This is a genomic window from Vibrio xiamenensis, assembly GCF_900100015.1.
GTDB lineage: Bacteria > Pseudomonadota > Gammaproteobacteria > Enterobacterales > Vibrionaceae > Vibrio > Vibrio xiamenensis.
Map to the genome: position 1 here is coordinate 100814 of NZ_FNDD01000014.1, position 13404 is coordinate 114217.

Sequence of the window (13404 nt, forward strand, 5' to 3'; positions counted from 1 at the left end):
GCGCGCTCGTAGCTCAGCTGGATAGAGTACCTGGCTACGAACCAGGCGGTCGAAGGTTCGAATCCTTCCGAGCGCGCCATCCTTTCAAACCTTGCTTCGGCAAGGTTTTTTTATGCCTGCCATTTTAACATTTTTGTAACTTTCTCATATCCAACTCATTGTTTATACAATCTTAAGCGTCGAATTTTTAACCAAATCCCATTATTGATTTCTAAATTCCGTTAAATTCAGTAAAAGACACAGTTAATTGTGTCGAAAAGTCTTGATCAGGCAGAGTAATGTGACTGACAAAACAATTGTTCACAATAAGTGTGCAATAGGGCTCGTTGAACCGGAAAGCAAATTGACAAAATTTAATCAATTACGATAATCCTAGACCGATAAACGGAACGAAATATGGTTTCGTTATTGTTCGCCAAAGTGTTGGTGTTTGTCAGGATGACAACGAAAGGAAGCTTACATGGATAATATTGGAACGCTGCTCGTCGATGCTGCAACGTTAATGGTGACGGGTATGGCCGTTGTCTATCTTTTTCTCACCGTGCTGGTTTACCTAGTTCAATTAATGTCAAAACTGGTTCCAGAGGAACAGCCGGAGCCCGCAACTCAACCGCTTGTAACCCCAAGTTCGAAGCCTGTATCTGGTGTGGATCCTAAGGTTATCGCTGCGATTTCTAGCGCGGTACATCAGTATCGCAACTCTTCTGCCAAATAGTCTAGCTACATGAATTAAAAGGAGTTTATGAGCATGTCTAAACCACTTGCGATTACTGATGTTGTCCTGCGTGACGCGCATCAATCACTGTTTGCTACCCGCATGCGCATTGAAGATATGTTACCCATTGCTGCCGAACTGGATAAAGTCGGTTACTGGTCTCTAGAAACATGGGGTGGTGCCACTTTTGATGCTTGTATTCGATTTCTTGGCGAAGATCCATGGGAGCGCCTTCGTGAACTGAAGAAAGCGATGCCAAACACGCCAATGCAGATGCTGTTGCGCGGCCAAAACCTGCTTGGTTATCGCCACTATGCTGATGATGTGGTTGAGAAATTTGTCGAGCGTGCTCATCACAACGGTATGGATGTGTTTCGTATTTTTGATGCGATGAACGATGTGCGTAACTTTGAAAAAGCTGTTAAAGCGACGATTGATGTTGGCGCCCACGCGCAAGGCACTTTGTCATACACCACCAGTCCCGTTCATGACTCGAACACTTGGGTCGACCTAGCCAAACGTTTGGAAGATTTGGGTTGCCACTCGCTGTGTATTAAAGATATGTCCGGGCTATTAAAGCCTTATGAAGCCGAAGAGTTGATCACGCGAATCAAATCATCTTGTGATGTGCCTTTGGCGCTGCATTGCCATGCAACCACCGGGCTATCCACCGCAACCGCGGTAAAAGCGGCTGAGGCCGGAATTGATATCCTCGATACTGCGATTTCTTCAATGAGCTGCACATACGGTCATACGCCAACAGAAACAGTTGTTGCTATGTTGCAAGGTACTGAGCGAGACACTGGGCTCAAACTTGATCAGCTTGAACCGATAGCTGCGTATTTTCGTGAAGTACGCAAAAAATACGCGAAATTCGAAGGCCAACTTAAGGGCGTCGACTCACGGATTCTTATCGCCCAAGTACCGGGCGGCATGTTGACTAACATGGAAGGGCAGCTCAAAGAACAAGGGGCTGCGGATCGTATTGATGAAGTGCTGGAAGAGATCCCACGCGTTCGCCAAGACTTAGGTTTCATTCCTCTGGTGACGCCAACTTCGCAAATTGTCGGCACTCAGGCGGTTATCAATGTCCTAACCGGTGAGCGCTATAAAACGATTACCAAAGAGACGGCTGGTGTTTTAAAAGGCGAATATGGCACGGCACCTGCGCCAGTAAATAGCGAGTTGCAAGCTAAGGTGCTGGATGGCGCTGAGCCTATTACTTGTCGCCCAGCCGATTTGCTTGACGCGGAATTGGTCGCTTTGACCGATGAATTACTGACCAAAGCCAAACAGGAAGGGATTGCGCTTGTCGATGACACGGTTGATGATGTATTGACATACGCGCTGTTCCCTCAAGTTGGACTTAAGTTCTTGAAAAATCGCCACAACCCTGAGGCGTTTGAGCCTGCACCTGGATCTGAGCCGGCGGTGGTTGCGCCTGTTGCCAGTACGCCGGTAACTTCGGGTGGCATCGAAACCTATAGCGTTAAAGTGGATGGTCAAGTGTATGAGGTTGAAGTTGGGCCGCAAGGACAACTGAGCTCAGTAAGCGCTGCCAAGCCACAAGCGGCTCCGGTTGCTAAACCGGTCGCGACCAATGCTGAAACGGTACCTTCACCATTAGCCGGAAATATTTTCAAAGTGGTGGTGCAAAGTGGTGTCGAAGTGGCTGAAGGGGACGTGTTACTGATCCTTGAAGCGATGAAAATGGAAACTGAAGTTCGCGCGGCGCGCAGTGGTGTTGTGCAAGATCTCCACGTCAAAGAAGGTGATTCGGTTACTGTTGGCGCGCCACTCGTTAGCCTAGTGTAAGGACGTAACATGGATGGATTACTGACGTTATGGCAGGAAACGGGCATAGCGAACTTTGAGTTCGGCCAAATTTGCATGATTATGGTCGGCTGCTTACTGTTGTTCCTTGCGATTCGCAAAGGCTTTGAACCCTTGCTGTTACTACCGATTGGCTTTGGCGCGATATTAGCAAACATTCCTAATGCGGGCTTTACCGAGCCCGGCGGAATGCTCTACTACATTTACCATGTCGGGATTGAGTCTGGAGTGTTTCCGCTGCTGATCTTTATGGGCGTTGGCGCGATGACTGATTTTGGTGCTCTGATTGCGAACCCGAAAACCTTATGGTTAGGCGCCGCTGCGCAGTTTGGTATTTTTACTACCTTGTTTGGCGCGATATTGCTCAATTACATACCGGGAATGGAATTTACCATGGCCGATGCGGCGTCGATTGCAATCATCGGTGGTGCAGATGGGCCAACGGCGATTTTCCTTGCCAGCCGTCTGTCACCTGAGTTGTTGGGTGCTATCGCGGTCGCCGCATATAGCTACATGGCGTTAGTGCCGATCATTCAGCCGCCGATCATGAAAGCGCTGACCACACCTGAAGAACGAAAAATTCAGATGAAGCAGCTCAGACACGTCGGTAAAACCGAGAAAATCCTGTTTCCTTTGGTTGTGCTATTGATGACGATTCTGTTTTTGCCGTCGGCAACGCCGCTGGTGGGGATGTTCTGTCTTGGTAATCTGATGCGTGAAGCGGGCGTGGTTGAACGCTTATCGAAAACCGCGCAAAACGAACTGATTAATATCGTGACGATTTTCCTTGGTCTTGGTGTCGGTTCGAAACTGCAATCGGATAAGTTTTTAAACTTTGAAACCTTGGGTATTTTAGCTCTTGGTGCGGCAGCGTTCAGTGTTGGCACCGCAGCCGGGGTGCTAATGGCGAAGTTGCTTGGGAAATTTTCCAAAGATCCAATCAACCCATTGATTGGCGCCGCAGGCGTTTCTGCTGTGCCAATGGCGGCGCGGGTGGTTAACAAAGTTGGCTTGCAAGCCAACGCGCAAAACTTTTTGTTGATGCATGCGATGGGGCCGAATGTGGCTGGGGTTTTAGGCTCTGCGGTTGCAGCAGGGATTCTTTTAGCCTTGGTTCACTAGCACGAATTTTCGACAAAACGGTTAACTTGTTGGGAATAAATGGTATATATTCAAAGGGATGCTACAAGCATCCCTTTTTTACATCATAGGGAAACGTTTTTATGGAAAACAAACAAATTGCCATCACTGAGTTTGGTGGGCCGGAAGTTTTAGCGCTGCAAACGACTGCAGTCCCTAAGCCTAAAGCCGGTGAGGTACTGGTGAAAGTTGCGTTTGCTGGCGTAAACCCGATTGATGTAAAAACGCGTGCGGGCCTTGGTTGGGCCGCAAGCCAAAATAAAGATAACTTGCCTTGGGTTCCAGGCTATGACATTTCTGGTCAAGTGGTGGAACTTGGCGATGGTGCATCACGTTTTGGCTGTGGCGATAAAGTCGCTGGTTTCATCGGTTTTCCACTGCAAGGCGGCGGTTATAGCCAGTATGTTTGCGTATCAGAACAAGAACTCAGCTTAGTGCCTGATTCGGTGATGCTGGAAGCGGCGGCTGCGTTACCGCTTGGCGGGCAAACCGCAGTGCAAGCGCTGGATAAGTCGCAGCTCAAAGAGGGCGAGAAGGTTTTGATTCTCGCAGGTGCCGGCGGCGTTGGTCATCTTGCGATTCAAATTGCGGTTGCAGCTAAAGCAGAAGTGTATACCACCTGTAGTGAAGTCAATCTTGACTACATGGCTACTCTTGGCGCCCATGCGATTAACTATCAATTTGCGCCAGTTTCGCAGCGCCTTGATGGTATCGATGTGTTGATCGACTTAGTCGGTGGTGATGCGGCATTAGATGCACTTAAGTGTCTTAATGATAATGCTCGCGTGATTACTGTGCCGACCATTAGCGCTGAAATGATCTGTGAGAAAGCCAAATTATTAGGTTTTGAAGCCAGCGGGATGTTAGTTGATCCTAACCCAGAGCAGCTTGATACCATGCTGTACATGGTCAGTGTTGGACTGCTTAAAACCGAAGTGTTTGCCACGTATCCTCTAGAGCAAGCGGCGCAAGCCCATCAACAAATCGAAACTGGCCACACTCGCGGTAAAGTACTGCTCGACATGCAATGATCGAGGCGTTTAATCACGCCTTTGAGCAATTGGCGCTGTGGTTTTCTCATTCCGCTTTATGGGTGATGTTTTTTAGCGGATTCCTCAGTGCCACGCTGCTTCCCGGTGGCTCTGAAGCAAGCTTTATCGCCACCCTCGGACTTCATCAATATTCCACTTTAGCGGTGATCAGCATCGCTTCTATAGGTAACACTCTCGGTGGAATCACCAACTATCTAATAGGCATCTGGATTCCTAATCGAACCGATTCGAATCGTCGCGGTCATATTGCTGTGACTTGGCTACAGAAATATGGCTTTTGGTCGCTTTTATTTAGTTGGTTGCCTATTATTGGCGACCCACTCTGTTTCGCTGCAGGTTGGCTGCGTTTACCTTTCTGGCCTAGCTTATTGCTGATTTTCATAGGTAAAGCGCTTCGTTATTCATTGCTTGCAGCACTGTTTTTTGGTTTTTTCTAAAGGAGATGTCATGAGAAAAATTTGGCTTGGCGCGTTTTCTCTGTTCACTTTATTCGGTTGTTCTTCCCATAACGCGTCGTTGTTCTCCTCACTTCCACAAGGTGTCACTTTAGTGGAAAGTGTGGCAGCCGAGCCCGGCAAGACGATGATTCCATATTCCAAATATCGCCTTGATAACGGTTTGACCGTGATTCTTTCTCCTGACCACTCAGATCCGCTTGTCCATGTCGATGTGACTTATCATGTCGGTTCGGCTCGTGAGCAAGTGGGTAAATCGGGCTTTGCCCACTTTTTTGAGCACATGATGTTTCAAGGCAGCGAGCACGTTGCGGATCAAGAGCATTTCCGTTTGATCACTGAGGCGGGTGGTACGCTTAATGGCTCGACCAATCGTGACAGCACCAACTATTTCGAAACGGTGCCGGCCAACCAGTTAGAAAAAATGCTTTGGCTTGAGTCTGATCGTATGGGCTATCTGCTTGATGCGGTATCGCAGCGCAAGTTTGAAATTCAGCGCGCCACGGTTAAAAACGAGCGCGCGCAAAATTTTGATAATCGCCCTTATGGTTTGATGTGGGAAAAAATGGGCGAGGCCATGTATCCGGAAGGTCACCCTTATTCTTGGCAAACCATTGGTTATGTTGAAGACCTCGATCGAGTCAACGTCAATGATCTAAAAGCGTTCTTTTTACGTTGGTACGGTCCAAACAACGCGGTGCTGACGATTGGTGGTGACATTGATGTCGATGAAACACTCGATTGGATTGCCAAATATTTTGGGCCGATTCCGAAAGGACCAGAAGTTATCAACGCGCCGAAGCAGCCAGCCAAACTCGATGCGGATCGTTTTGTCACGATGCAAGATCGCATTGAACAGCCAATGGTCATGATTGGTTGGCCAACCAAATATCTTGGCGATGATTCGCAGCAATCTTTGGATATGCTGGCCACCGTTCTTGGTAGTGGTGCCAACAGTCTGCTGTATCAGAAATTAGTGAAAACCCAACAAGCCGTCGATGCTGGTGCGTTTCAAGATTGCTCAGAGCTAGCGTGTACTTTTTATGTCTACGCCATGGCGCCAACCGGTGACAAAGGCCATTTAGCCCCGCTGTATCATGAGTTGATGGACACGCTTGATGAATTCAAACGCACGGGTGTGCAGCAAGAACGTCTTGATCAAGTCATTGGCACTGCAGAAGCCAATGCGGTATTTTCGCTGCAAAGCGTACGTGGCAAGGTGACGCGTTTGGCATCGAATCAAACCTTCTTTAATAAGCCCGACCGTTTAGAGCAACAGCTTGAAGACATTCGCGCGGTGACGCCAGAGTCGGTGATGGCAGCTTATAACCAATTTATTGCCAATCAGAACAAAGTGACGCTCAGTGTGGTGCCAAAAGGCAAGCTTGATTACCAAGTCGCGGCTGAAAATTTTGTTACGCCAAAGCGTCACTTGCCTGATTATCAGCCAGTCAAAGAGCAAGACCTTAACTATCGCCGTCCACAAGATAATTTTGATCGTTCGGTGATGCCGCAGGTCGCGCAAAGTGTTACCGCGCAGATGCCAAAGCTTTACGATCTGCATTTTGACAATGGCATCGATTTACTGGGAAGCCAAACCAGCGAAACGCCAACCGTGCAGCTGGTACTGAAGTTACCTGCAGGTGAGCGCTATGTGCCACGTGGCAAAGAAGGCTTGGCCGATCTGACCGCATCGCTATTGCAAGAGGGCACCACAAAGCATTCACTGGAAGAGCTTGAAGCCCAACTCAACAAGCTTGGCAGTGAAGTCAGCGTCGATGCCAACAATTACACCACCAGTGTGATTGTCTCAAGCCTAGAGAAGAATTTTGCCCAGACGCTGGAAATTATGCAGGAAGTGCTGTTCCACCCGGCGTTTAACGCGCAAGATTTCCAACGCATTAAGCAGCAAATGCTGCAAAGTGTGGTTTACAATCATCAGCAGCCAAGTTGGTTAGCAGCGCAGGCATCGCGTCAGATTCTCTTCGCTGGCACTGTGTTTGAACGTGCTCAAGGCGGTACGGCAGAGTCGATTCAAAGCCTGACTTTAGATGATGTGAAGCGGTTTTATGCCAAGCATTACACACCGCAAGGCACGCAAATTGTGGTGGTTGGCGATGTGACTAAGCGAGAAGTCCGCAACAAGCTTGCGTTTCTCAAGCAGTGGCAAGGCGATGCAGCGCCACTGCTGCGTCCGCAGATGGTCACGCCTTTGACTGAGCAAAAAATCTATCTCATCGACAAACCGGATGCGCCGCAAACATCGCTGCGTCTGGTAAGGCAAGGTCTACCGTTTGATGCCACTGGCGAAGTGTATTTAACTCAGCTGGCGAACTTTAATCTGGCGGGCAACTTTAACAGCCGCATCAACCAGAATCTGCGTGAAGACAAAGGGTATACTTACGGTGCTAGCGGCTACTTAACGGCGAATCGGGAAGTGGGCTCAATCGTGTTTAGTACGCAAGTGCGTAAAGATGCGACGGTTGACTCGATCGTTGAAATGCAGCAAGAGATGGCGAAGTTCAGTAAGTCAGGTCTTAGTGACAAGGAAATGAAATTTCTGCGTTTGGCTGTCGGGCAGCAAGATGCGCTGAAATACGAAACGCCAGCCCAAAAAGCGGCATTGTTGAGTAATATTCTGACTTACAGCCTCGATGAAGATTACTTGAAGCAGCGTAATGATATTGTTGAATCGGTCTCGAAACAGACGCTTAACGACGTTGCGAGCAAGTGGTTCAACCCTGATGATTATCAGATTGTGGTGGTTGGCGACGCCAAAACGCTGAAACCACAACTTGAAAAGTTAAATATTCCGATGGAAGAGCTTGAAATCATCCGTTAGAGTACACATAAATTAGGCATCAGTAAGGGTGGCGATGCCACCCTTTCACATCTTTAGCCAGCTGAAAGACATCTTTCAGCATCAGACATAGGCGACCTCGTTTTGACTGATTTTGCTACGCGACTTGAGCGAGTTGCACGTAATTCCAACACTTTCCAACAGCTTTCCCGTGGTGTCGAGCGTGAAACGCTACGTTACAATGCCGATGGTTCGCTGGCGACGACGCCCCATCCTCAAGGTTTAGGTTCTGCTTACACCAATGAATGGATAACCACCGATTTCTCGGAGTCGTTGCTGGAGTTTATTACGCCAGTTTCGCATCAAGTTGAAACCTTGCTTGGTCAGCTCAAAGACATTCATCACTTCGCGCAAACCAAAATGGGCGAAGAGAAAATGTGGCCGCTTTCGATGCCCTGTTATGTGGCGGATGAAGAGTTAATTAATTTAGCTCAGTACGGCAGTTCAAATTCGGGGCGCATGAAAACGTTGTATCGCGAAGGCCTAAAGCGCCGCTATGGTAGCTTGATGCAAATTATCTCGGGTGTGCATTTTAACTTCTCGTTTCCAGATTCGTTTTGGGATTCATTATATGGCGAGCAAACCGAGCAGGAGCGTCAAGACAGCAAGTCTGAAGGCTATTTTTCGCTGATCCGTAACTACTATCGCTTAGGCTGGCTGATTCCGTATTTCTTTGGTGCTTCGCCAGCGATCTGTTCTTCGTTTATTCGTGGGCGCGATACCAAGCTACCGTTTGAAAATATTGGTAAGACGCTGTATTTGCCTCACGCCACATCACTGCGTTTGAGCGACCTTGGCTACACCAATAATGCGCAAAGCTCGCTGAAAATCGGTTTTAACAGCCTAGAGCAGTATTTGGAAGGGTTGAACCAAGCGATTCGTACGCCATCACCGGAATTTGCCGAAATTGGCGTGAAAGTCGGCGATGAATATCGCCAGCTCAATGCCAACGTGCTGCAGATTGAAAATGAGCTTTACGCGCCGATTCGTCCAAAACGTGTGGCAAAAAGTGGTGAAAAGCCTTCTCAAGCGCTAGGTCGAGGTGGTGTCGAATACATCGAAGTTCGTTCTTTGGATGTGAACCCGTACAGCGCGGTGGGCATCAATGAAGATCAAGTCCGCTTTTTGGATCTGTTCTTAACTTGGGCTGCGCTGTCTGAATCGAAACCGATGACTGACTGCGAACTGCAGTGCTGGCGTGCAAACTGGAATAAAGTGGTGACCGAAGGTCGCAAGCCTGGTCTTGAATTAAAACTTGGTTGCGATGGTGAAGTGTTGAGCTTGCAAGCTTGGGCTAAGCGCGTGTTTGCCGAATTAGCGCTGGTGGCGAAACAGTTTGATCAAGCCAGTGGCGGCGATGAATACCAAAGCGTGTGCCGTAAACTCGAAGCGTGGATTGACGATCCAGAGCTAACCATTTCTGGCCAATTGCTGCGCGATACCAAACAGCTTGGCGGGCTTGGCAAAGTGGGTTGCCAGTTTGGCGCCGAATACCGTTTGAGTAACCTTGAGCATCAGTATCAAATTTATTCTGCGCAATTGATGGAGCAAGAAGTAGTGCGCTCACGTCAACAGCAGCAAGCGCTTGAAGCGGTGCCAGAGCCAAGCTTTGATGAATTTCTCGCTGACTATTTCTCTTATCTAGAGCAATGAGAGCGCTGAAACACGCCTTACTGATTGGAGTGGCCTGCGCATTATTGGCAGGTTGCTCAACCGCGCCGCCGGTTAATCAGAATAACTTGTGCGATATTTTTCGCGAAAAATCCGCTTGGTACGAAGATGCGCTCGACATGCAAGATGAATGGGGCACACCGATCCAAATCGTGATGGCGATTATCAAGCAAGAGAGCAGTTTTCGTCACAACGCTCAACCTCCTAGAGATTATCTGCTAGGATTTATTCCTTGGGGACGCGTCAGCAGTGCTTACGGTTACGCCCAAGCGCAAGATCCAGCGTGGGAAGATTTTCAGGATGCCACCGACTACGGTGGTTCGCGTAGCGATTTTGGTGATTCACTGATGTTTGTCGGTTGGTACACCACTGAATCGCATCGTTTACTGGGCATCTCGAAATGGGATACTTATAACCAATATCTCGCTTACCATGAAGGTCGAGGGGGATACAAAAATAGGACTTATCAGTCCAAACCTTCGCTACTTCGCGTCGCACGTAAAGTCGAGCAGCAAGCAAAGGATTATGGTTGGCAACTTAAGCAGTGCCGCCAAGAATTGGAAAGTAATCGAAGCTGGTTCTTCTAAATCAGCAGGGAGAAAGACAATGCCATTATTAGATAGTTTTACGGTTGACCACACTCGCATGCATGCGCCAGCAGTGCGCGTGGCGAAAACCATGACCACGCCAAAAGGCGATACCATCACTGTGTTTGACTTACGTTTTACGCTGCCAAACAAAGATATTCTGTCTGAGCGTGGTATTCATACTCTTGAGCACCTGTACGCAGGTTTTATGCGTCAGCACCTAAACGGTAGCGATATTGAAATCATCGACATTTCACCAATGGGCTGCCGTACGGGTTTCTACATGAGCTTGATTGGCGAACCTAAAGAGCAGCAAGTCGCGGACGCTTGGTTAGCGTCAATGCAAGATGTGCTTAAAGTCGAAGATCAGAACAAGATCCCTGAGCTTAACGAATACCAATGTGGCACCGCTGCGATGCACTCATTAGAAGAAGCCAAACAAATCGCGCAAAACGTGATTGCATCTGGTATCAGCGTGAATAAAAACGATGAGTTGGCGCTGCCACAATCGATGCTTAACGAGCTGAAAGTCAACTGATCATTTGGCTTGTTGAAAGAGAAAAGGAAGGGCATTGCCCTTCCTTTTTTGTTTTGTAGCGTATCGATCTTTAGCGCGCAAAACCGCCGCTATCCAATTATTCCGCCTTGGCTAACACCACCACTTGAGTCTTGGCAAAATAGTCTTGCCAGCCCCGTTTTTTGCTATCGACCAACGCCATCAGATTTCCCAGCCCAAATAGCGATGTAGCTAAGCGAATCAGTGCTTGGCGTTTAGTGATTGGCGAGTTGTCTAATTGGCGCACTTGCAGTTTCCATGCGCGCATGCCCAAAGTTTGCCCAGCGCGAGTCCAAAAAAATACGAAAAAGTAGATCCACACCGCCAGCAAATACAAACTGAATAGCGGGCTAAATATCGGATGACGAGTCAGAAAATCGCTGATGTCGAGATAAGGTGCAACGTTAAATATTCCGGCCGCTTGCAGCGCCTGCAGAATCGCGACTAACACACCGGCTGCAATCATCTCAATCGCGATTACCATTAACGTATCGTAAAACAGGGCGGCTAGGCGGCGAAAAAAGCCAGCGTTAGGTAAGTCTTGTTGCGTCATAAATCGAGCACTTAATCATGAAGTGGTAATTAGAATAACGGCTAAGCGCCTGACTGCAAAGCCTCAAACCCAGCACATTAGCGCTCAATCACACACTACAACGCAATCGCTAAATGACATTACGCCGTGACCAGTTGTGCTTGGCCGATAAAAAAGCCATCTTCATCAAAGCGTTTCACTTCGCCATTTTCGACCACGACGGTGATGTAGCGGGTATCGGAAAACTGCCAGTTACGCCATTGGTAGACAAACTTATCGTTTTCCACCCACCAGTAGCCTTCGTCGATGTCATTGGGCCGCTCGGAAACGCCGGTCATTTTGCCATCGGCTTGAAAGGTAATGCGATAAGGAATGTTAAAGCAATCTTTGGTCAGCAAGATTTGATTGGTCAACAACTTGCGAATCGCTTTGCTTTTTAACGGTTTGGCTTGGCACTGCTCAAGCGTTTCTATTGGCAGAATTTGCTTGGCAATTTGCGCCAGTTCCGCCACGCCTTGACGAATTTTATCGCTGGCGATCGACTGGAAACTTAATCGAAAACTGTTGGTGCGTTTTTGATGGTAATAATACTGCGCGCCATTATTGAGCAAAATGCCGTGTTGTTTGGCGAGCTGTTCAAAACGTTCGGCATCAAAATCCTGTTTGTAGTCGATCCAAAAGGCCGTGCCCGCGAGTGACGGCAACACGCCCGATTGCGGGAAATAATAGTTGAGCGCTTTTTCCATCGTTAGCCATTTTTCACGGTAGCGACGTAGCATTTTATTGGTCAAGGTGTCGTAGTAACCGAGTTTTAAAAACAGCGCCAGCGTTTGGCAATTGTTCTTTGGCGGCAGGCTATGAGTGCGCTGCTGAAAGGTGCGAATCTGGGCGATAAGCGGCGCCGCAGCGACGATAAAACCAATTCTGAGTCCCGGCGCTATGGTCGAGGTGAAGCTGGAAATATAGATGATGCGTTCACTTTGGTATTCACCACGTAGCGCCGGGCAAGCATCTTCAATAAAGTTAATATCGTGCTCAAAATCGTCTTCGATGATCAGCACATCTTGTTGTTCAGCGGCGGCCATTAACGCTTCGCGGCGCTGTCCGGTCATGCGTACTGTGGTTGGAAACTGGTTACTTGGCGTGGTGTAAATCAGTTTGCACTGCTTGAGTTTGTCATCCACGATCAGCCCTTGCTGATCAATATCCAGCGGCAAAATGTTGGCGCGCCGCGCTTGGAATTGATGCAGTGCTTCTGGGTAACCTGGGTTTTCAACGCCAACAGGCGTGTCTTTGGCTACTAGTAATTTGGCCAAATAGTAGAGACTATTTTGGCAGCCAAGGGTGACCGCAATTTGATTACTTTCGACAAAAATGCCGCGCTTGGGGAGCACACGAGTACGAATTTGTTCGATCAAGTCGGCGTAGTCGTCGTGGCTCGAGGTCCAGCTGTGATGATTGCTGCGATTGAGCGATTGAATGCTGCATTTACGCCACTCGGAGACCGGAAACAAATCTTCATCGACCATGCCGCTGACGAATAAATAGCGAAACGCACGCAGGTCTTTATCGGCGGCGATTGGTGCCGCGTGTTCTTTCAGCAGATAACTCTGCCAGTTAAGCGGAGGCGCGCTTTGAGTGCGTTTGGCTTGCGCATACGCGGGTTGAACATCAAGATCTGGATGGACGAAGTAGCCTTTGCGCTCGACTGAAATCAGAATGCCTTCTTCGGTCAGCTGTTCATAGACGCGCAAAATGGTGTTGCGCGATACATGCAACTTCTGCGCTAAGCGCCGCGACGATTCCAGCGCTTGTGTCGAGGGAACAAACCCATCAAATATCGCTTGCGAAATGGCGCTTTTGATCTGCTCTTGAAGCGTGCGAGAATCGTTTTGGTCGATGTGAATGTAGCGGCCTAGCATACAACTCCTGTTCGGTAATGCGTCCTAAACGATAATGTCCAAAAACAAAAAAAGGCATGACATTTATCGTCATACCTTTTT

The 13404-nt window shown here is 48.4% G+C and carries 11 protein-coding genes and 1 tRNA gene; 10 read left to right on the forward strand and 2 right to left on the reverse strand.

The window, feature by feature from the left end; all coding sequences use genetic code 11:
* The first annotated feature begins 2 nt into the window (after positions 1 to 2).
* The 10 genes from BLS03_RS12855 (at position 3) to luxS (ending at position 10851) form a co-directional block, all read left to right on the forward strand.
* Positions 3 to 79: transfer RNA gene (locus BLS03_RS12855), tRNA-Arg, on the forward strand.
* Between the two features lie 381 nt (positions 80 to 460).
* Positions 461 to 715 (forward strand): oxaloacetate decarboxylase subunit gamma, encoded by a 255-nt coding sequence (locus tag BLS03_RS12860; protein ID WP_093274525.1) that lies wholly within the window; start codon positions 461 to 463, stop codon positions 713 to 715.
* A gap of 33 nt (positions 716 to 748) precedes the next feature.
* Positions 749 to 2530, forward strand: a complete 1782-nt coding sequence (gene oadA / locus BLS03_RS12865) for a sodium-extruding oxaloacetate decarboxylase subunit alpha (protein ID WP_093274528.1) — start codon at positions 749 to 751, stop codon at positions 2528 to 2530.
* A gap of 9 nt (positions 2531 to 2539) precedes the next feature.
* Entirely contained in the window at positions 2540 to 3670 is a 1131-nt protein-coding gene (locus BLS03_RS12870) for a sodium ion-translocating decarboxylase subunit beta (protein ID WP_093274531.1), read from the forward strand.
* A 101-nt stretch (positions 3671 to 3771) separates the two neighbouring features.
* On the forward strand, positions 3772 to 4719 hold the full coding sequence (locus BLS03_RS12875) for an NADP-dependent oxidoreductase (RefSeq protein WP_093274533.1): 948 nt from the start codon (positions 3772 to 3774) through the stop codon (positions 4717 to 4719).
* Entirely contained in the window at positions 4716 to 5177 is a 462-nt protein-coding gene (locus BLS03_RS12880; protein WP_093274536.1) for a YqaA family protein, read from the forward strand. The genes BLS03_RS12875 and BLS03_RS12880 overlap by 4 nt, the downstream gene beginning before the upstream one ends.
* A 10-nt stretch (positions 5178 to 5187) precedes the next feature.
* A complete protein-coding gene (locus tag BLS03_RS12885; RefSeq protein WP_093274538.1) occupies positions 5188 to 8037 on the forward strand; it encodes a M16 family metallopeptidase in 2850 nt (949 codons plus the stop codon).
* Positions 8038 to 8139: 102 nt separating this feature from the next.
* Positions 8140 to 9708: a glutamate--cysteine ligase gene (gshA, locus tag BLS03_RS12890; protein ID WP_093274540.1), complete on the forward strand. Its 1569-nt coding sequence runs from the start codon at positions 8140 to 8142 to the stop codon at positions 9706 to 9708.
* Complete coding sequence (locus BLS03_RS12895; RefSeq protein ID WP_093274543.1) at positions 9705 to 10313, forward strand: transglycosylase SLT domain-containing protein; 609 nt, start codon at positions 9705 to 9707, stop codon at positions 10311 to 10313. The genes gshA and BLS03_RS12895 overlap by 4 nt, the downstream gene beginning before the upstream one ends.
* Positions 10314 to 10332: 19 nt before the next feature.
* Entirely contained in the window at positions 10333 to 10851 is a 519-nt protein-coding gene (luxS, locus tag BLS03_RS12900; protein ID WP_093274549.1) for an S-ribosylhomocysteine lyase, read from the forward strand.
* Between the two features lie 97 nt (positions 10852 to 10948).
* Here the strand turns inward: luxS and BLS03_RS12905 are convergent, their stop codons facing one another.
* Both BLS03_RS12905 and pdxR read right to left on the reverse strand, forming a co-directional pair.
* Entirely contained in the window at positions 10949 to 11422 is a 474-nt protein-coding gene (locus tag BLS03_RS12905) for an RDD family protein (RefSeq protein ID WP_093274551.1), read from the reverse strand.
* 119 nt (positions 11423 to 11541) lie between these two features.
* Positions 11542 to 13323, reverse strand: a complete 1782-nt coding sequence (gene pdxR / locus BLS03_RS12910) for a MocR-like pyridoxine biosynthesis transcription factor PdxR (RefSeq protein ID WP_093274557.1) — start codon at positions 13321 to 13323, stop codon at positions 11542 to 11544.
* Between the last annotated feature and the right edge of the window lie 81 nt (positions 13324 to 13404).

Coding starts and splice junctions, on each gene's coding strand:
- BLS03_RS12860 (WP_093274525.1), top strand. CDS start 461: ATGGATAATATTGGAACGCTGCTCGTCGATGCTGCAACGTTAATGGTG.
- oadA (WP_093274528.1), top strand. CDS start 749: ATGTCTAAACCACTTGCGATTACTGATGTTGTCCTGCGTGACGCGCAT.
- BLS03_RS12870 (WP_093274531.1), top strand. CDS start 2,540: ATGGATGGATTACTGACGTTATGGCAGGAAACGGGCATAGCGAACTTT.
- BLS03_RS12875 (WP_093274533.1), top strand. CDS start 3,772: ATGGAAAACAAACAAATTGCCATCACTGAGTTTGGTGGGCCGGAAGTT.
- BLS03_RS12880 (WP_093274536.1), top strand. CDS start 4,716: ATGATCGAGGCGTTTAATCACGCCTTTGAGCAATTGGCGCTGTGGTTT.
- BLS03_RS12885 (WP_093274538.1), top strand. CDS start 5,188: ATGAGAAAAATTTGGCTTGGCGCGTTTTCTCTGTTCACTTTATTCGGT.
- BLS03_RS12895 (WP_093274543.1), top strand. CDS start 9,705: ATGAGAGCGCTGAAACACGCCTTACTGATTGGAGTGGCCTGCGCATTA.
- luxS (WP_093274549.1), top strand. CDS start 10,333: ATGCCATTATTAGATAGTTTTACGGTTGACCACACTCGCATGCATGCG.
- BLS03_RS12905 (WP_093274551.1), bottom strand. CDS start 11,422: ATGACGCAACAAGACTTACCTAACGCTGGCTTTTTTCGCCGCCTAGCC.
- pdxR (WP_093274557.1), bottom strand. CDS start 13,323: ATGCTAGGCCGCTACATTCACATCGACCAAAACGATTCTCGCACGCTT.